Here is an 18372-nt window from a genome sequence, read left to right as displayed (position 1 = left end):
GTCACCACCAGGGCGTTACCGGCAGTACTGCGCCTCCTTGCCGATCGCCCGGTACATGCAGTCGGCGTTCTCCAGCAGTTGGAGCACCGCGTCGCGGTTGCGCGCCGTCTCGCGGTCGATCACTTCGTCGGGCGGGTAGAAGCCGCCGCCGGCGCCGCTGGAGCTCGGATACATCTCGAAGGTGTAGGCGAAGATCTTCTGGTTGCCCCACAGCCAGTCGTCGATCGAGCCGTCGGTGATGTACAGGTCGCTCGACTGCTCGGGGGTGTAGCCGTTGCTCGCGGCCATGGACTTGCCGACGGCCGCGAACGCGTCGCGGTCGTCCTGTGTCATGCCGGGCGCGGTGTCGTTGTACGTCCAGCCGAACGGCCACAGCACCAGTTCGCTGTAGGTGTGGAAGTCGATGGCGGCCTTGATCTGCTGTTTGCCGTCCACGACCCGGCTGCGGACGAAGTCGGCGACGACCTTGACCTCGGGGGCGGACTCGGGGGCGGAGCCGCGGTAGGTCTCGGAGCCGGTGCTGCCCGAGGAGCCGCCGCAGCATCCCCACTTGTAGTCCCAGTTGCGGTTGAGGTCCGTGCCGCGTGCGGACGAGCCGTTGTTGGGCTGGCGGTTCTTGCGCCAGCTGCGGTACGAGCCGGTGGCGATGTCGTACTCGCCGCCGTCGGGGTTGAGGTCGGGCACGACCCACACGACGCGGCTGTCGAGCATCTTGGTGACGCGGGCGTCGCTCCCGTACTTCGAGCCGAACTCCTTGAGCAGGTAGAGGGCCATTTCCACGGTCAGGTGCTCGCGGGCGTGCTGGTGGTGGGTGAAGAGCACCTCGGGCTTGGCCGCCGCGGTGCCGTCGGCAGGCTTCGTACCGGTGCTGGTGCCGGTGCCCGTGCCCGTGACCTTGACGGCGATGATGTCGCGGCCTTCGTACGACTTGCCGATGACCTGTTTGCTCATGAGGGAGGGATACCGGGCGATGTCCGCGTTGATCTCGGCCATCGCCTCGGAGTAGTTGTGGTAGTTCGCGTCCGCGGGCGGGAAGTCGAACGGCTCCGCCCTGCGGCCGTCGCTGCGGTCCGGCGGCCCGGGCAGGGCCCGTACGGTGTAGCCCATGCGCCGGACGCGCTCGGCCTGGGCGGTGTCCGCCGTGATGACGACGGAGCCGCTGCGCACGGCGTCGACGGACGCGCCGGTCGCGGCGACGGCGGTGCGCTGGGCGGCGGTTCTCGGCCCGGTGACCTCGTAGGAGCGCGTCCGCTCCTCGGTGCGGGAGGCCGCCGGCGCGGCCATGGCGAGCGTGAGCAGGACGGCGGTGGCGGCGGTCGCCACCTTGCCGTGCAGCCTGCGGGACCGGGGGGTTCGGGGCGTGGGGGGTCGCATGCGGCCGCCTCCTGGGGGTCCGTTCGTGCGACGAATGCGGTGGGTGAGCCTTCTCAGTGTTCGAGTGCTGGCATGAGCAGGTCAAGCAGCCGGATGCGGGCGAATCAGGCCAACTTCCCCGTCACTTTAGACAGGCCGATTGCCGCACTCCCTCACCGACACCAACAATGCACACGTCAAAACCGAGCACCTGTGATCGGAGAGGACCACCCCCCATGAGACGACCTCTCGTCAGCGCACTCGCCACGCTGCTGCTCACCGGAGCCACCCTGGCCGGCGCCGGCACCGCCCAGGCCGGCGCGGCCCCGCAGCAGCAGGAGAAGGCGGGGGCCACATCCAAGGCCGTCGACTTCGCCGGCACGGTGGCGCTCAGCAACTGCTCCGGCTCCCTGATCCGCCTGCCCGGCTCGGCCGACAACGACCCGGCCCTCGTGCTGACCAACGGCCACTGTCTGGAATCCGGCATGCCCGGCGCCGGCGAGGTCATCACCGACCAGCCCTCCAGCCGCACCTTCGGCCTGCTCAACTCCACCGCGGGCAAGGTCGCCACGCTGCGCGCCGTCAAGGTCTCGTACGCCACCATGACCGACACCGACATCACCGTCTACGAGCTGAACACCACCTACGCGAAGATCAAGCAGCAGTACGGCATCAGCGCGCTCGCCCTGTCGGCCGACCACCCCGCCGCCGGCACCCCGATCAAGGTCGTCTCCGGCTACTGGAAGCGGATCTACTCCTGCAACATCGACGGCTTCGTCCCCCAGCTCCGTGAGGCCGACTGGACCTGGAAGGACTCGGCCCGCTACACCCCGGCGTGCAACACCATAGGCGGAACGTCCGGTTCGCCCGTTGTCGACGTGAACACCGGCAAGGTCGTCGCCGTCAACAACACCGGCAACGAGAGCGGCGAACGCTGCACGATGAACAACCCGTGCGAGGTCGACGCCAACGGCAACGTGACCGTCCGCCGCGGCATCAACTACGCCCAGCAGACGTACGGCATCGCCAAGTGCTTCGCCGCCGGCAACAAGCTCGACCTCGGCCTGCCGGGCTGCGAGCTGCCCAAGCCGGGTGAGGAGGAGGAAGAGGGCGCGCTGCGCTGACGCCCGACCGCCGGACGGGCCGCGCCCGGCCCGTCCGGTGGCGCGCGTCCGCCCGCCCGGCCCGTCCGGCGACCACCGCTGCCCGTCCGGCGCCCCGCGCTACGGCAGCCCGTGGACGTGCGGGCCGACCGCGTTCGACCAGGCGTTGCCGCTCGCCGCGTCCCAGTTCGTCGACCAGGTCATCGCGCCCCTGAGGCCCGGGTACGTCTTCGCGGGCTTGAACGTTCCGCAGCCGGTGCCCCTGGTCAGGCAGTCGAGCGCGTCGTTGACCACCGAGGGCGCCACGTAGCCGCTGCCCGCGCCGCGCGGTGAGGCCGGCAGGCCCAGGCCGACCTGCGAGGGCGCGAGGCCGCCCTCCAGCTGGATGCAGGCCAGTGCGGTGAGGAAGTCCACCGAGCCCTGCGCGTACACCTTGCCGTCGCAGCCGTTCATCGAACCGCTGTTGTAGAACTGTGTGTTGACGACGGTGAGGATGTCCTTGATGTTGAGGGCCGTCCGGAAGTAGCCGGCCGACGTCGACTGCATGTCGAGGGTCTGCGGCGCCATGGTGATGACCAGCTTGCTGCCCGCCTTCGCCGACAGCGCGCGCAGCGCCTGCGTCATGTGGGTGGGGTCGATCCCGTTCTCCAGGTCGATGTCGACGCCGTTGAAGCCGTACTTCTGCATCAGCGCGTGGAGGCTGTCGGCGAAGTTGGCGGCGGACGCGGCGTCGTTGACGCGCACCGTGCCCCGCTCGCCGCCGACGGACAGGACGACGGACGTGCCGGCCGCCTGCTTGGCGGCGATGTCGGCCTTGAACTGCGCCTCGCCGTACTTGAGCGCCGGGTCGAGGGCGAAGGTGACGGCCCCGGGCACGGCCGTGGCCTCCGCGAAGGCGACGGCGATGATGTCGTACTGGCGCGGCACGTCGGCGATCTTCTGGACCGTGGCGCCGTTGGCGAAGTTCTGCCAGTAGCCGGTGACGGCGTGCCGGGGGACGTCCGGGCCGCCGCCGCTGCCCGCGGCCGTGGTGGCGGTGACCGCCGCGGACCTCGGGGACTCGCCGGCCGCGTTGGTGGCCGTCACCTCGAAGCGGTACGAGGTGGCCGGGGCCAGGCCGGTGACGGTGGCCGAGGCGCCGGTGACGCTCCGGTCCGCGGTGCCGCCCCGGTAGACGGTGTAGCCGGTCGCCCCGGGGACGGGGTTCCACGACAGGGCGACCGACGACGCCGTGACGGCCCCGGCGGTGAGGCCGCCGGGCGCGGCCGGCACGGGCTCGCCCGGGTCGCCTCCGCCGGGCCCGGTGAGGGTGACGTCGTCCGCGAGGTAGGCGGGCTGCCCGTACCAGCCGTGCAGGCGGACCGTCACCGAGGTGGTGTTCGTTCCGGTTGTGAAAGCGGTGGTGAGCCGCTGCCAGTCGCCCGCGCTCGGCGTCCACGTCGAGACGTCCGTGGTGCCGGTGCCGCTCGCGCCGAGGTGGACGTACGCGCCCTGGACCCAGGCGCTGAGCGTGTACGAGGAGCCGGGCCGCACGGCGACGGTCTGCGAGCACGTGGCGTTGTCCGCCCCGGCGGGGGCGGCCCTGAGTGCGGCCGTTCCGGAACGGACGGGGGAGGCGACGGTGGTGCCGCTGTCGCCCGAGCACGTCCAGCCGGCGAGGCCGGACTCGAACCCGGGGTTCTTGACGAGATTGACGTCTGCGGCGGTTGCGGCTGTTGCCGTGCCGGCGCCGGCGCCGGCACCGCTCACTGTGAGGGCGAGGACGACAACGGCGCTGCTCAAGCGGCGGAACCGACGGTACCGGCTGAATCTGTGGGGGACGCGTTCCACGACTGCCTCCGGTGGGAAGGGAGTTGGCGCGGTGATGGGGGTGGTGACGCGGGTGTCGACGAGGGAACGGTGGCCGCCGTATGCGCGTAAAGGTGGTCCATACCAATGCGTTCGTCAAGGGTCGGCGGGCCGTCCCACCGGGCCGTGGGGCAAACATCGAGGAACGGTTCTCAGCCGCTCCATTCGTGGATAAAGTGCGGAGGCACCAGCACCGGGCAGTATCGATCTGCGACCGCCGGAGCCCCCGCGGCCGGAGTGAACGGGGAAGCCGACGTGCCGATTGCGATAGCGGTCACCAGCGCCGACCTGGTGCTCCCTCCGCCCGGCGGACCCGCCCCGGCCGCCGCCGTGCTGCAGCCACCCGAGGCGCAGCCGCTGGAGACGGCGGTCACCCAGGCGGCCGTCCTGCTGGAGCAGTGCGGACATCTGGTCGTGCTCTACCCCGACACCCTCCCGGCCGCGTACGTGCGCCGTCTGCACACTGTGCGGTCCGTCCTGGAGAGCGACCGCGTCGCCCTCCTGCCCATGGGGCTGCCCCCGCTGGCCGTGGGCGTACTGGCCCGGCAGTTACGGCAGCTGTCGGTGTCCGACCTCACCCCCGGCGTGCTCGCCTCCGCCGCGCGCCTGCTCGCGCACTACATCTACGCCGGCGCGCACCTGTCCTCCGTCTCCCGCCTCGACCACGTCGACGTCGGGCTCGGCGCGCACCTCACGTCCCTGCTGCCCGGCGCCCACTTCGGGGTCCTCGTCAATCCGTCCCGCCGCATCGTCCGCACCGGCGCCGGCGAGGTCCCCGAGGGCCCCGGCTTCGCCACCCGCATGACCGTCGCCCGCGGCCGGCCCCGCCGGGGCGGCGACGACTGGGTCACCGACACCGTCGCCCCGCAGTGGCGGGTCGAGGGCGTCCAGGAGGTGCTCCCGCTGCCGGAGGAGTCCCGGCGCTGGTGGGGCACCCACCGGGCGGTCGAGTTCGCGGCCGCCATCCCCGATCCGTCCGTGCTGTACCAGCTCATCGCGTCCGTGCGGCGCGAGGAGTGCCACTGGTGCGGGCTCGAACTCATCGGCGACCGCTGCGGGTTCTGCTGCGCGCCGGTGGCCCGCGCCGGCGGGACGCACGCCCTCGACCCACCGGGCCCCGCCCGGAGCGCTCCGGCGCGGGTCGCCTCCCCGGCGCCGTCCAGCCGCTGAACCGCAGACCGGTCACATCCCGAACAGGCCACGAACGAGGTTCGCCGTCCCATGAATTCACGTCAGCGCCGCGGGATCATCCTGCTGCTCCTGTCGGTCCTGTGTGCCGTCGGCGCGTTCGCCGGAGTGTTCTCCGTCATCCACGACGCCGAGTCCAAGGTCGGCCCCGAGACCACCGCCTACCGGCTCCGGTCCGACGTCCCCGCCTACCAGGACCTGGAGCGGAAGACGGACGCGTTCGAGAAGATCTCCGTGCCCGAGCGCTGGCTCCCGCCGACCGCCGTCACCGACCTCTCCGCCCTGCGCGGCAAGATCACCGTCACGCCGCTGCGCAAGGGCTCGCTCCTGCAGACCGACATGATCGTCGCCCGGCCGGCGCTGGAGCCCGGCAAGCAGGAGATCGCCATCATGATCGACGCGGCGACGGGCGTCGCCGGCAAGATCAACCCCGGTGCGCGGGTGAACATCTACGCCACCTTCGACAGCAAGGAGCAGGGCGCCAAGCCCGTCTCCAAGGTCATCGTCAGCGGTGCGCAGGTCATGAACGTCGGCAAGCTCACCCCCTTCGACCGCGACCGGGACGGCGGCGGCAGCCGCACCACCGCCTCCAGCACCCGGCAGGCGGGCGAGGCCGTGCCGATCACCTTCGCGCTCGACACGCGGGACGCCCAGCGCGTCGCGTACGCGGAGTCGTTCGCCACGCACGTCCGGCTCGCGCTCGTCGCTCCCGGCGGCGACGCGGGCGTCAGCAGCGGGGACCGCACGTACACCCTCGACGGCGACAAGTAGCACGTACACAAGCAGCAACACGGACACCTTCGACGGCGACAAGTGATGGAGGAAGGCCCACGGTGACGATCAGAATCCTCCCGGCCGTCGGCGACCCGGACGCCGCCCGCGCCGTGAGCGGGCTGCTCGCCCAGCTCCCGGGCGTCGAACCGCTGCGGACGGCCGGCGACTCGACCCGGCTGCTCGACACCCTCGCCGTGCTGGCCGCGGCCTCGGTGGAGGAGCTGCCGGAGGTCGTCCTCGTCCACGAGCACGTGGGGCCCGTACCCGCCCTCGAACTCATCCGGGAGATCGCCCTGCGCTTCCCGGCCACCGGTTCCATCCTCATCAGCGCCGACGCCGGGCCCGCCCTCTACGCCGCCGCCATGGACTGCGGGGCCCGCGGACTGGCCGCGCTGCCGCTGTCGTACGAGGAGCTGGCCGCGCGGGTGCAGTCGGCCGCGCACTGGGCCACGGGTGTGCGCCGCCACCTCGGCGCGGGCGCGGCCCCGGACGGCCGGCCCGCCCCGGCGGGCGGCGGCACGCTCGTCGCGGTGGCCGGCGCCAAGGGCGGCGTCGGGACGACCGTCACCGCCGTCCAGCTCGCCCTCGCCGCCTGCGCCGCCGGGCGCAGCGTGGCGCTGGCCGACCTCGACCTGCAGTCGGGGGACGTCGCCTCCTACCTCGACGTGCAGTTCCGGCGATCGGTCGCCGACCTCGTGGGCATCGGCGACATCTCGCCGCGGGTCCTGCAGGACGCCGTCTTCCCGCACCCCACCGGCGTCGGCCTGCTGCTGGCCCCGGCGGAGGGCGAGCGCGGCGAGGAGGTCGGCGACCTCGCCTCCCGGCAGATCACCGCCGCCCTGCGCAGCCGCTACGACGTCGTCGTCGTCGACTGCGGCACCCAGATCACGGCCGCGGGCGCGGCGGTCATCGAGACGGCGGACGTGGCCCTCCTCGTCACCACGCCGGACGTGGTGTGCGTACGGGCCGCCAAGCGCATGGTCCGGCTCTGGGAACGGCTGCAGATCCGCAAACCCGAGGAGACGACGACGGTGGTCAACCGCCACACCCGCCAGGCGGAGATCCAGCCGCCCCTCGTCGCCCGCACCACCGGCACCCGCACCGCCCGGACGACCGTTCCGGCCGCCTACAAGGAACTGCAGGGCGCCGTCGACGCCGGCCGCATGCAGGACCTGGACGCCCGCTCCGGCGTCCGCCAGGCCCTGTGGACCCTGGCCGGCGAACTCGGCCTGGCCACGGCCCCCGCCACGGGCCTGCGGCGCCGCCGTGCCATAGGGGGCGGCGGGGGCGGTACGGGTGCCGGTGGGGCCGGTACGGGGCCGGACCAGCTGGCGCCGGTACCGGCACCGGGCCGCTTCCGGCGACGGGCGGCCGGCGACCGCGGTCAGATCGCCCTGGAGTTCGCGGGCGTACTGCCCCTGATCCTGGTCGCGCTGGCGGTGGTCTGGCAGTGCGTACTGGTCGGTTACACCTACTCCCTCGCCGGCCACGCGGCCGACAAGGGCGCCCGCGCGGGCGCGGTGGGCCGCGACTGCCCGGCGGCGGCCCAGTCGGACCTGCCACCGTCCTGGCAGTCCGAACCGACCTGCGCCGCGGAGGCCGGCGTCTACCGCGCGAGCGTCAGACTCCAGGTCCCGGTCCTCTTCCCGGGCACGCTCAACTGGCCCTGGCCGGTGGAGAGCACGGCGGGCATGGCGAGGGAGGACTGAGCGATGGCGTTACCCACCGCGCGCAGCGCGGTTCGGTCCCCGGCGCCCGGGCCCGGGCCCGGACACGACCCGGCACCGTCCATCCGCCCCCGCTCCCGCCCCTGCCCCCGTCGCGGTGACCGCGGCTCGGTCTCCGTCGAATTCCTCGGGTTCCTCCCGCTGCTCCTCCTGGTCGCCCTCGGCGGTGTCCAGCTCGGCCTCGCCGCCTTCGCCGCGCAACAGGCCGGCACCGGTGCCCGGGCCGCCGCCCGTACCGCCACCCTCGACGAGCCCGAAGCGGCCCCCGCCGCCGCCGGCAAGGCGGCGATGACGTCGTGGGTGGCGGCCGACGCAGCCGTCGCCGCCCCCGCCTGCGCCCCCGCCGGCGGGCAGGTCACCGCCACCGTCACCGTCGAGGTGCCGGCCCTGATCCCCGGCACGGGGTTCACCGTCACCCGCCGGGCCACCATGTCCTGCCCGGCCGCGGCCCTCGGCGGTGCCCCATGAGCCTGCGCGCCCGCATCGTTCCCCCCGAGGCCCCGCCCGACGGCGGCCGGGAGTCGGACCACCTCGTCCCCGTCTTCCGCGCGAAGCTGCTCGAAGAGATCGACCTCGCCGAGATGTCCGCCCTCGCCGCCGCCGAGCGCCGCTCCCGCCTGGAGCGCGTGCTCGGCCACATCATCAGCCGCGAGGGACCCGTCCTCTCCACCGCCGAGCGCGACCGCCTCATCAGGCGCGTCGTGGACGAGGCACTGGGCCTCGGCGTCCTGGAGCCGCTCCTGGAGGACCCCTCCGTCACCGAGATCATGGTCAACGGCCCCGACCAGATCTTCGTCGAACGGGCCGGCCGCGTGGAGCTCGTACCCGTCCGCTTCGCCTCCAACGAGCAGCTGATGCAGACCATCGAGCGCATCGTCTCGACCGTCAACCGCCGCGTCGACGAGTCGAATCCGATGGTCGACGCCCGGCTGCCGTCCGGCGAGCGCGTCAACGTCATCATCCCGCCGCTCGCCCTCAACGGCGCGACCCTCACCATCCGCCGCTTCCCGCGCGCCTACACCCTCCACGAGCTCATCGCCCTGGGCACGCTGGACGAGCACATGCTGATGCTGCTGGCCGCGCTCGTCCGCGCGAAGTTCAACGTCGTCGTCTCCGGGCCGACCGGCGCCGGCAAGACGACCCTGCTGAACGCCCTCTCCGGGCTGATCCCGGACGGCGAGCGCATCATCACCGTCGAGGACGCGGCGGAGCTGCAGCTGCAGCAGTCGCACGTCATCCGGCTCGAATCCCGCCCGCCCAACGTGGAGGGCAAGGGCCGCATCACCATCCGCGACCTCGTCCGCAACTCCCTGCGCATGCGCCCCGACCGCATCATCGTCGGCGAGGTGCGCGGCGGCGAGACCCTCGACATGCTGCAGGCGATGTCCACCGGCCACGACGGCTCGCTGGCCACCGTGCACGCGAACAGCGCCGAGGACGCGCTGATGCGGCTGCGGACGCTGGCGTCGATGTCGGAGGTCAAGATCCCGTACGAGGCGCTGCGCGACCAGATCGACAGCGCCGTGGACTGCCTGGTCCAGCTCGCGCGCAACGCGGACGGCTCGCGCCGCATCGCGGAGGTCGCCCTGCTGGACGCGTACGGCGGCGGCGCCGGCCGGTATGAGGGCTACGGGCACGAGGGCTACCGGCTCGTCACCGTCTGCCGCTTCGACCCCGAGCCGATGGGCGCGGACCGGGTCGTACGGGGCACGTTCGCGCACTTCCCCCTCCCGGAGCGGGCCGCCGAGCGGCTGCGGCTGGCGAACGAGGCGGTGCCACCGGCCTTCGGCGTGGCGGCGTTCCCCAGCGAACTCCACATCAGGGAGGCGGGGCAGAGGTAGGCAACAGCAGCCGGATGACCGGATGGCGACCGGACGACCGGATGACGACCGGATGACCGGATGACGACCGGACGACTGGACGGGACGAGAAACGAACAGGCACGGGAAGGAAACGAGGGACACAGGCATGAGCCAAGAGGAACGGGCATGAGCCAAGGGGCACTGGCCGCCGGCGGCGCGACCCTGCTCAGCGGCACGCTGGCCGTCGCGGGCGTCCGCGCGTACGTCACCGGCCGGGACCGCCACCAGGCCCTCGTCGACCGCCTCTCCGACGCCCCCGCCCCACCACCGTCCGGCGGCCGGCCACGCCGCTTCCGGTGGATCGACCACCGGCTGCGCACCACGCGCCCCGGCAGACGGCTGGAACGGCGGATCGCGTCGACGGGGCTGGACGTGACGGTGGGCGAGTTCGCCGCGTACACGGTGGGCGCGGCGGCGGGGCTGTGGCTGCTGGCCGCGGCGGTCCTCGCGCCGTTCTTCGGACCGCTGGCCGGGACCGTCGCCCTGTGGTCCGCCTCCGCCTTCCTCACCTGGCAGCGACGGAAGCGGATCGAGAAGTTCATCAATCAGCTGCCGGAGCTCTCCCGCATCCTGGCCAACGCCACGCAGGCCGGCCTCGCCCTGCGCACGGCCCTGGGCATGGCCGCGGAGGAGATGGAGGCCCCGGCGGGCGAGGAGCTCGCCAAGGTCGCCGACAAGCTCGCGGTCGGCCACTCCGTCGACGAGGCCCTGGGCGAGCTCGCCGAACGGCTTCCCTCGCGCGAACTGGTGGTCCTGGTGACGACCCTCGTGCTCTCCAACCGCGCCGGCGGCACGGTCGTCAGCTCGCTGCGGAACCTCACGGCGACGCTGGAGGAGCGCAAGGAGACGCGGCGCGAGGTGCGGACCCAGCTGTCCCAGGTGACGGTCACGGCATACGTCGTGCCGCTGATGGGCATCGGCACCCTGCTGCTGATGGACCGCATCGCACCGGGCTCCATCGAACGGATGACGGGCAGCTGGCCGGGACAGACGGCGGTCGTGGCCGCCTTCGTCCTGTACGGCCTGGGCTTCTTCCTCATCCGCCGGATGTCGAAGATCGACGTGTGAGGGGGCGGCCGCGGACATGGGGGCGGGAACGGGCATGGGACTGCTGCTGGCGTTGGTGGCGGCCGCATCCGTGGTGGGAATCTGCTACGGCATCGCACTCGTCCGCAGCGAGGCCAAGCTGCCGCCGGACCTGGTGCTCGCCCTGGAGGTCGGCTCCACGCGCACCACGGCCGTCGGCTCCGCCGTCGACCGGCTCGGGATGCGGTACGCACCACTGGTGCTGCGGATGATGGGCGAGAAGCGCGTGTCGCGGGTACGGCGGCGGATCGACCGCGCGGGCAACCCGGGCGGCCTGACCGTCGACCGCTACGCGGCGCGCCGCGCCGTCTACGGGATGCTGGGCTTCGGCGGCGCGCTCGTCATGCTGGCCAAGGGGCAGCCGCTGCTCGCCGTGCTGCTGGTCGCCTTCGGACTGTTCTGGATCGAGGTCGGCATCTGGGCGGCGGTGCGCGAGCGCCGGGACGCCATCGAACGGACGCTGCCGGACTTCCTGGACGTCCTCGCGGTCGTGGTGAGCGCCGGGCTCGGCTTCCGGCAGGCGCTCGACCGCGTCTCCGAGCGGTACGAGGGCCCGTGGGCGGACGAGCTGCGCATCACGCTGCGCCAGATGGACATGGGCGTCAGCCGCCGGCAGGCGTTCGACGAACTGCGCAGGCGCAACGACTCCGAGCAAGTCGCCCAGCTGGTCACGGCGTTGCAGCAGGGCGAGGAGCTGGGCGCGCCCATCGTCGACACCCTGATCGGCATCGCGACGGACATGCGCCGCACGGACGCCCAGCTCGCACGCCGCAGGGCGGCGCGGACGGTACCGAAGGCGACGATGGTCATCACGACGTTCATGGTTCCGGGGACGGTCATCCTGCTGATTGCGGGATTCTTCCTGGGATCGGGTACGGACTTCAGCTCCATCACGGGGGATTGAGGGACATTGACGACGCATGCGATGTCCGCGTCAGCCACGTCCTGGGCGTCCAGGACGTGGCCGGTGAGAGGAGACCCCCGCCATGCCGCACGCATCCCACGCCTCACAGCACATATCGCCGCACCACGCGGCGCCCTGCTCGACCTCTGCGGTGATCCTGGCCGTGGCGCCGCGGCCGGTCGAATTACGGAAACACGGTAAAGGGCTCGGCGAAGGGCCTTCGCGCCTGCAATCGGATGTGGGACAGTCGACGTCCGAGGGCGCGTCCGAGCGGGGGTGACTCATGGTGTCCCAACTGTCTTATGGGGGAAGGGAATGGAGTCGTACTCGCGCAGTGACACACCCGTCGGAAGGGGAAGATGATGGCGAAGCGTTTGCGGGGAGACCGCGAATGGCGCGAACGCGACCGGGGGCAGACCTCGATCGAATACCTGGGCATCATCGCCGTCGTCGTGGCGATCATCCTGGTGCTGATGACGACGGACTTCGGCACGATGATCGCGACCGCCATCACGAACAAGATCCAGCAGATCACCGGATGAGCCGATGAACCGCGCTGCTGTGGAGGGCGAGGACGCGGTCGGCGACGAAGGCCCGCCCCACGGGGACGCGGTCGGCGGCAGGGACACGGGCCAGGCGTTCCCGCTGTACATCACGGCGGTGGCGGCCCTCCTCTTCCTGGCGCTGGCCTTCTTCGCCGTGGGCCGGGCCGGGGCGACCAAGAACGGCGCGCAGACCGCGGCCGACGCGGCCGCACTGGCGGCGGCCCAGGACTACCGGGACCAGCTCCACACCGGCCTGCTGGCGGCCCTGGGCGCCGGAGGCGACTGGGCGGGCTGGCTCGCGGGCCTGGGCGCGGAGCCCGGCAGGGCCTGCGGGGCGGCCGCCTCGTACGCGGGACTGAACGGCGCCGGGCCGGGGATCGCCTGCGACCAGGGTGAGGCCCCGGGCCTGTTCACGGTGACGGTCACGTCGGCGGGGACGGTGGGGGACTCGGTGGTTCCGGGCACCGGGAGCAAGCACGCCAAGGCGACGGCGAAGGCCGGGGTGGTGCCGCGCTGTACGGCGGAGCCGCCGAAGCCGAAGCCGGAGCCTTCGAAGCCGGAGCCGCCGAAGCCGGATCCGTCGGGGACGCAGTCGCCGTCGCCGGCGCCGTCGCCCACGGGCGAGCCTCCGAAGCCTCCGGGCCTAATCCTCAGATGCGACGGCAAGACGCTGGTCATCGACCCTCAGCATCCCGGCACGGTCAGGGCCACGGACCTGTACGCCGTGCACCTGGCGGACTGACCCCGTCGACCGTCGGCCACCCACCCACCGACCGTCCACCCGACCAACCGTCCACCGACCGACCAGCAAAGGAACGTACCCATGAGTTCGAGGATGGCCAGGGCCGCCGGAGCGGCGCTCGCGGTCGTCATATCCCTCGCGGTGGCCGGTTGCGGGGGCGAAGGCGACGGCGGCGAGAAGAAGACAGACCTGGACGCGCCGAAGGGCTCGGCGGCCCCCCGTTCCGCCGGAACGCCGGCGGGCGCACCGGAACCCCGGCCCAGCACGACCATCGGCGAGCTCAAGGGCCCGGACGGCATCGTCGTCACCCTCCACTCGGCGGTGCGCGACAAGGGCGGCTTCCTCACGGTCGACGGCACGGTCACGAACCGGGGCGGCAAGCCCTTCACCTCGCTGACGTGGCGCTCGAAGGAGACGGAGCTGAAGTCGCAGTCCTCCGTCTCCGGGGCGTCCTTGATCGACCAGGCGGGCAAGAAGCGCTACCTCGTCCTGCGCGACACCGACGGCGAGTGCCTGTGCACGACGGGCCTGGTCAACATCCGTCCCAACGAGAGCCGGGCCCTCTTCGCCCAGTTCCCGGCGCCGCCCGACGAGGTGAAGGACGTGGACTTCCAGCTGCCCACGATGCCGTCCGTCCGCATCAAGATCTCGGGGTGAGGGCGCGATGCGGATGACGATCGCGGCGGTCCTGTTCGCCACGGCGCTGGCCCCCTCGCTGGCGTACGCGGACAGCGGCCCCGGCAGCCCCGCGAACACGACCCCGCCGGTACGGATCGACGCGGGCGCACACGGCCTGAAGCTCCGCTCGGGCGCCAAGCTCGCGCCCGGGCGCGTCCTCGACATCAAATCCGTCGTGGAGACGGACGGCGGCGAGGAACGCCGCGAGGACACGAACGTCAACGTCACGTTCGCCCTGCAGGCCGAGGTCCTCTTCGACAAGGACAGCTCCGACCTCAGCGCCCCGGCGACGGCCCGCATCGGCGCCATCGCGGCCGAGGTCAAGAAGCAGCGGGCCACCGCCCTGCGCATCTTCGGCTTCACCGACAACCTCGGCTCGGCCGACCACGGCGTGGCCCTCTCCAAGGAACGCGCCAACGCGGTCCAGCGCCAACTCGCCAAGGACCTCGGCTCCTCCGCCATCCACTACGAGATCCGCGGTTACGGCGAGCAGTACCCGATCTCCGACAACGCCACGGAGGACGGCCGCCGCAAGAACCGCCGCGTAGAGGTGAGCTTCCCGCGGCGGTGATGCGGCGGAGGAGAGAGGCGGAGGAGAGAGCCGCCCGGTCAGGACCCTCCACAAGGGTGAAGATCGGCGAAGTCCCGCTGGCCGGCGATGAAGGTGTCGACCTTTTCGTCCAGGATGCCGAACTTGATGATGTTCCCCTTGGACGTGGCGACGGTCGACCCGAGGACGATCTCCTCGTGCCGGTCGTCGAGGTGACGGGAGCCGATCGACCCGGTGCCCGAGCGCATGGCGTCCAAGCGTGAGGTGCCGCGGTGGACTTCGGAATCCGTGGAAAGGGATTCGGAGGCGGAGGGCAGCACGTAAATCGCTACGAGCTTGTCCTGTGCGAAGCGCAGGATCAGCCCCTGCGGCCCGCCGTCGACCGCCAGGTCCTTGCAGCGCGGTCCCCCGGGGCGGTCCGGTATCGATGCCCCGACCACCTTCTCCGCCTCGGCCCGGCTCAGACCCAGCCGCAGGGGGCCCATGCCTTCGTCGGTGATCGCCTCGTGACTCAGGTCGACCTTGGCGCCGCCCGGAGTGCTCGGGGCGGACGTGGTGCCCTGGGGCGCGGATGTGGTGCCCTGGGGCTCCGGACGGGGGCTCTCCTCCTGCCCGGAGCAGGCGGCGCTGCTCAGCATCACCGAAGCCGCCAGCGCTACCGCGGCGGCCGCATGGGATCGTTTCACCGTCATCACCTGCCGTACGGGCGGCCTGGCTGGACGACCTGCCATCCCAGGGCAGCACGGAAACCGGGGCCCCGCAATTCTGCGAGGCCCCGCGTCAGCCGATCAGCGCGTCGAAGAACGTCACCGCCGGCGCGGACGCACCGGCCCCGGCCAGGACCGCCTGCGCGGGAGACGCGCCGCCGAGCCAGGTGAGTATCCCGGCGCCGATGCCGGTGAGCGTGCCCAGCAGCAGGATGAGAGCTGCCCGCAGCGTGAGGAGCGGACCGTTGTTCGTGCCGTTGCCGTTGCCGTTGCCCGTGCCCGTGCCGTTCATTCGGCTCCCTTCTCCGCCACCACTCTGATGGCGACGGGAGGTGTTGCGGAACGGAAACACCTCTGTTTCCGCAGGTGGCAACACTTGTCCTGCCGAACGTGCAGCGCACGCGCGCGTGAACCGCCACCGTGGACGTGTACGGCAGTTGGCCGGACACCGACCCCAAGGAGGACGGGATTGAACGGGGACTTCGGCAACGACGGCATGTCCTTCGACGACACCGACGGCACCCACGACACCGAGAACGTCAAGGGACTCGCACCACTCCCACCGGGCCTGCGGCACGAGAACCGGGAGTTCGTGCTCGCCATGCGCCGTCTCTTCGGTCAGACCAAGAAGTCCCTGCGGGAGTTCGCCGCCTACCACCACTTCAGCCCCGCCTCCGTCTCGCGCTACCTCAGCGGCAAGCGGCTCCCGGACAAGGTCTTCGTCGACGCCCTGCTGAAGTCGGCCTGCCAGGCCCATCAGGTCCCCCTCACCCCCGAGGTGCAGGAACACGCCTACCGCCTGCACCGCGAGGCGCTGTTCAGCGAGCAGCCGGCCCGCTACCGGCTCCAGATGGAGAGCGACAAGCTGGAGGAGGCCATCCTCGCCCGGGAACAGGCCGAACTGGCCATCCGCGACCTGAAGTCCAGTGTTTCCGACCAGAAACACGAGCTGGAACGGCTCGAACAGCAGAAGCGCGAAATCACCCGCACAGCCGCCCGGGAACGCGCCTACAGCTCCGCCGAGATCGAGCACTACCGCGGCCGCGAGCGCGACCTCGAAGCCCAGTGCCACGAGCTCCGCGAGGAGATCGACCGTCTGGAGGCGGAGCTCACCCAGGCCGAGTACGAGCGCGACGAGGCCCAGTCCCGGTGCCGGGAGCTGGAGGACAAGCTCGCCGTCGTCGAGGAGGACGCCGACCGCGAGGAGCTCCAGGCCCGCGTCGACGAGGTCCGCAGCGAGATCTCCGCCGCCGACGCGCAGGCCGCGGCGCGGGTGGCCGACCTCCAGCGGGCCGAGCAGGAGGCCGAGGAGATCCGCCTCCAGGCCGTCGCCGACGCCCACGCCAAGCGGGAGGAGGCGGACGCCCTCTTCGAGGAGACCCGGAACAAGGCCGCGCAGGCCGCCGCCGACTTCGAGACCAACCTCGCCAAGCGTCGCGAGCAGTCGGAACGGGACTTGGCCTCCCGCCAGAGGAAGGCGGAGAAGCGGCTTGTGGAGATCGAACTCCAGGCGGAGCAGTTGCGGAAGGCGACGGACGTGCTGGCGGTGAAACGGGCAGACGAGGAGGCGCGCGCGGCGCGTACGGCGCTTGCGGAGCCGGTGAGGGCCGCACCGTCCACGGCATCGGCTGTACGCGCGGACAGCGCCGCCGCCCGGCCGGCCCCGGCGTCCTCACCCGAGGCGATCCGCGCGGTCAAGCCCTTCTGGTTCGCCGTACCGGGGCCCCGGCATGCGGTCGGTACCGACGGAGGCCCGGGCTTCATGCTCACCCCTGGCACGTGGTACCTGGCCGTGGCAGAGAAAGGTACCGCCCTGATCGCCGAGGACCGGGCCACCGGCAAGCGGGGGATGCTGATGAACACGGACGGCATCCAGCGGTCGTTCTATTGATCCTTTACCCATCGGTCGACCAACTGTTTCCGCAGGTCAACTAGCGTCTTGCTCATGAAGCTGATCGACCTGAAGACCACTGCCGCCGCCCTTCCCCGCGAGTGGAGCTCGCTCGTGCTGGGGCACGTAGGCTCCGCCTGCGTGAAGGTGCTGCGCATGAACGAGCTGCCCGTGGAGGAAGAGACCCACGATGCGGCCGAGGCCCTGCTGGTCCTTGACGGGCAGCTCGCCCTGGAGGTCGACGGCGAGGAGGTGCGGGTGGGCCCGGGCGAGCTGTACGTGGTCCCGGCGGGCACGCCGCACGCCGTTCGCCCGGGGAGTTGCGGAACGCTCGTGATCGTCGAAGTCAGTCCTTGAGCAGGTGGTCGGCCTTGCCGGCCTTGATGTCGCGGATGAGGGTGCGTAAGGCTTCGCGGGTGTCGGTGACGTAGTGGTCCTCGGCCCCGGTGACGGCTATGTAGGCGTTGCCGAAGGCGTCGGTCCCTATTCGGAAGCAGTTGTTTCCGGTACCGCAGAACGGCTCTTCCCAGCGGATGTGGTGCATGGCGGGTCTCCCTTTAGAGATCAGATGCGATGCGATGGATGAAGTCGCGAGATTGCGATGGGTCGAGTGCCGCCTGATCCATCCAGTCCAGCTGGGCGCGGAAGCGGGCGAGCTGCGACTCGGCGTACCAGAAGGATGGGCCACCGGCGGAATCGAGTTGCACGGTGTCGAGTTGGGGGACCGGACCTTCGGCGAACAACATCGCATGTCCCGCACCAGGGAACGCGCCAGTCTCGACCGGTACCACCCGCAGCGCGATGTTCTCGCGCTCGGACATGACGAGCAGGTGGTTCAGCTGCTCCTTCATCACCGTCTTGCCGCCGAACTGCATACGCAGCGCCGCCTCGTGGATATAGCCCGTGTAGTCGAGTGGGTCCTGCTCCCGTTCGATGACTTGCTGGCGTTGCATCCGGTGCGCCACGTGAAGCTCGACCTCCAGCCGGGGGCGGGGTGGGAGCACCCCCTCGAAGATTGCGCGGGCATAGCTCTCCGTCTGGAGAAGGCCCGGGAGATGCATCACCTGTGACGTCAGTAGTCGGGCGGCGTGCCACTCCAGCTCGGCGATGTCCAACAGCCCAATGGCCAGCTCCCCGCGGAAGCGTTCCCACCAACCACGCTCACGCTCATTCGACATGGCGGCAAGAGCGTCGATGTACTGCTGGTCAGCGCAGGCGTAGTGGCTGGCGAGAGTCCTGAGTCGCTCAGGTGTGATGACACGGATGCCGGACTCTATGTTGGAAATCTTCCCGCGGTCGAGGCCGAGCAGTCCAGCGGCGTACTCGGTTGAAAGCCCCGCTGCGGTGCGCATCCTGCGGAGCTCGAACCCCAACCGTTTCTGGCGTTCTGTGGGTGTGGTCCTGGGTGGCATGC

The 18372-nt window shown here is 71.5% G+C and carries 19 protein-coding genes and 1 pseudogene; 14 read left to right on the top strand and 6 right to left on the bottom strand.

The genetic code is table 11. From position 1 onward, the window contains the following. Nucleotides 1-15: 15 nt before the first annotated feature. Nucleotides 16-1374 (bottom strand): M14 family metallopeptidase, encoded by a 1359-nt coding sequence (locus tag IE182_RS25295; protein ID WP_190112236.1) that lies wholly within the window; start codon nucleotides 1372-1374, stop codon nucleotides 16-18. Nucleotides 1375-1589: 215 nt separating this feature from the next. Between IE182_RS25295 and IE182_RS25290 the strand changes: the two genes are divergently transcribed. Further along, complete coding sequence (locus IE182_RS25290; RefSeq protein WP_190112235.1) at nucleotides 1590-2477, top strand: trypsin-like serine peptidase; 888 nt, start codon at nucleotides 1590-1592, stop codon at nucleotides 2475-2477. A 99-nt stretch (nucleotides 2478-2576) separates the two neighbouring features. Here the strand turns inward: IE182_RS25290 and IE182_RS25285 are convergent, their stop codons facing one another. Further along, nucleotides 2577-4238 carry a chitinase gene (locus tag IE182_RS25285; RefSeq protein WP_229845088.1) on the bottom strand — a complete coding sequence of 554 codons (1662 nt, stop codon included), beginning with the start codon at nucleotides 4236-4238 and terminating at the stop codon, nucleotides 2577-2579. 321 nt (nucleotides 4239-4559) lie between these two features. Between IE182_RS25285 and IE182_RS25280 the strand changes: the two genes are divergently transcribed. The 11 genes from IE182_RS25280 (at nucleotide 4560) to IE182_RS25230 (ending at nucleotide 14381) form a co-directional block, all read left to right on the top strand. Beyond that, nucleotides 4560-5474 carry a hypothetical protein gene (locus IE182_RS25280; protein WP_190112233.1) on the top strand — a complete coding sequence of 305 codons (915 nt, stop codon included), beginning with the start codon at nucleotides 4560-4562 and terminating at the stop codon, nucleotides 5472-5474. 51 nt (nucleotides 5475-5525) lie between these two features. Next, nucleotides 5526-6263, top strand: coding sequence for a Flp pilus assembly protein CpaB (gene cpaB / locus IE182_RS25275; protein ID WP_190112232.1), 738 nt, complete (start codon nucleotides 5526-5528; stop codon nucleotides 6261-6263). Nucleotides 6264-6325: 62 nt separating this feature from the next. Then, complete coding sequence (locus IE182_RS25270) at nucleotides 6326-7975, top strand: nucleotide-binding protein (RefSeq protein ID WP_190112231.1); 1650 nt, start codon at nucleotides 6326-6328, stop codon at nucleotides 7973-7975. Nucleotides 7976-7978: 3 nt separating this feature from the next. Continuing rightward, nucleotides 7979-8461 carry a TadE/TadG family type IV pilus assembly protein gene (locus tag IE182_RS25265; RefSeq protein ID WP_190112230.1) on the top strand — a complete coding sequence of 161 codons (483 nt, stop codon included), beginning with the start codon at nucleotides 7979-7981 and terminating at the stop codon, nucleotides 8459-8461. Next, a complete protein-coding gene (locus IE182_RS25260) occupies nucleotides 8458-9834 on the top strand; it encodes a TadA family conjugal transfer-associated ATPase (protein WP_190112229.1) in 1377 nt (458 codons plus the stop codon). Before IE182_RS25265 ends, IE182_RS25260 begins: the two co-directional genes overlap by 4 nt. 147 nt (nucleotides 9835-9981) lie before the next feature. Then, nucleotides 9982-10923: a type II secretion system F family protein gene (locus tag IE182_RS25255; protein ID WP_190112228.1), complete on the top strand. Its 942-nt coding sequence runs from the start codon at nucleotides 9982-9984 to the stop codon at nucleotides 10921-10923. A gap of 34 nt (nucleotides 10924-10957) precedes the next feature. Beyond that, nucleotides 10958-11845: a DUF5936 domain-containing protein gene (locus IE182_RS25250; protein WP_190112227.1), complete on the top strand. Its 888-nt coding sequence runs from the start codon at nucleotides 10958-10960 to the stop codon at nucleotides 11843-11845. Between the two features lie 362 nt (nucleotides 11846-12207). After that, nucleotides 12208-12387 carry a Flp family type IVb pilin gene (locus IE182_RS25245; RefSeq protein WP_190112226.1) on the top strand — a complete coding sequence of 60 codons (180 nt, stop codon included), beginning with the start codon at nucleotides 12208-12210 and terminating at the stop codon, nucleotides 12385-12387. A gap of 4 nt (nucleotides 12388-12391) precedes the next feature. Beyond that, entirely contained in the window at nucleotides 12392-13132 is a 741-nt protein-coding gene (locus IE182_RS25240) for a pilus assembly protein TadG-related protein (protein WP_190112225.1), read from the top strand. Between the two features lie 81 nt (nucleotides 13133-13213). Beyond that, entirely contained in the window at nucleotides 13214-13789 is a 576-nt protein-coding gene (locus IE182_RS25235; protein ID WP_190112224.1) for a hypothetical protein, read from the top strand. A 7-nt stretch (nucleotides 13790-13796) separates the two neighbouring features. Then, nucleotides 13797-14381: an OmpA family protein gene (locus IE182_RS25230; protein ID WP_190112223.1), complete on the top strand. Its 585-nt coding sequence runs from the start codon at nucleotides 13797-13799 to the stop codon at nucleotides 14379-14381. 38 nt (nucleotides 14382-14419) lie between these two features. On the opposite strand, the gene IE182_RS25225 is transcribed toward IE182_RS25230, so the two are convergent. Next, on the bottom strand, nucleotides 14420-15046 hold the full coding sequence (locus IE182_RS25225; RefSeq protein ID WP_190112222.1) for a hypothetical protein: 627 nt from the start codon (nucleotides 15044-15046) through the stop codon (nucleotides 14420-14422). Nucleotides 15047-15140: 94 nt separating this feature from the next. Further along, nucleotides 15141-15359: a hypothetical protein gene (locus IE182_RS25220; RefSeq protein WP_190112221.1), complete on the bottom strand. Its 219-nt coding sequence runs from the start codon at nucleotides 15357-15359 to the stop codon at nucleotides 15141-15143. A 1032-nt stretch (nucleotides 15360-16391) separates the two neighbouring features. On the opposite strand from IE182_RS25220, the pseudogene IE182_RS25215 reads away from it, so the two are divergent. Both IE182_RS25215 and IE182_RS25210 read left to right on the top strand, forming a co-directional pair. Continuing rightward, a pseudogene (locus tag IE182_RS25215) lies at nucleotides 16392-16596 on the top strand (cellulose-binding protein); the annotation flags it as partial. Between the two features lie 416 nt (nucleotides 16597-17012). Continuing rightward, on the top strand, nucleotides 17013-17315 hold the full coding sequence (locus tag IE182_RS25210) for a cupin domain-containing protein (protein ID WP_190112220.1): 303 nt from the start codon (nucleotides 17013-17015) through the stop codon (nucleotides 17313-17315). Here the strand turns inward: IE182_RS25210 and IE182_RS25205 are convergent. Beyond that, nucleotides 17305-17502, bottom strand: a complete 198-nt coding sequence (locus IE182_RS25205; RefSeq protein ID WP_190112219.1) for a hypothetical protein — start codon at nucleotides 17500-17502, stop codon at nucleotides 17305-17307. The genes IE182_RS25210 and IE182_RS25205 overlap by 11 nt on opposite strands. Before the next feature lie 13 nt (nucleotides 17503-17515). After that, nucleotides 17516-18370, bottom strand: coding sequence for a helix-turn-helix domain-containing protein (locus IE182_RS25200; protein ID WP_190112218.1), 855 nt, complete (start codon nucleotides 18368-18370; stop codon nucleotides 17516-17518). Nucleotides 18371-18372: the final 2 nt, after the last annotated feature.

The sequence above is a fragment of the Streptomyces cinnamoneus genome, from assembly GCF_014650495.1.
GTDB classification, from domain to species: domain Bacteria; phylum Actinomycetota; class Actinomycetes; order Streptomycetales; family Streptomycetaceae; genus Streptomyces; species Streptomyces cinnamoneus.
Note: the sequence above shows the minus strand (reverse complement) of the source record. Positions and strands in the feature narration are given on the sequence as shown.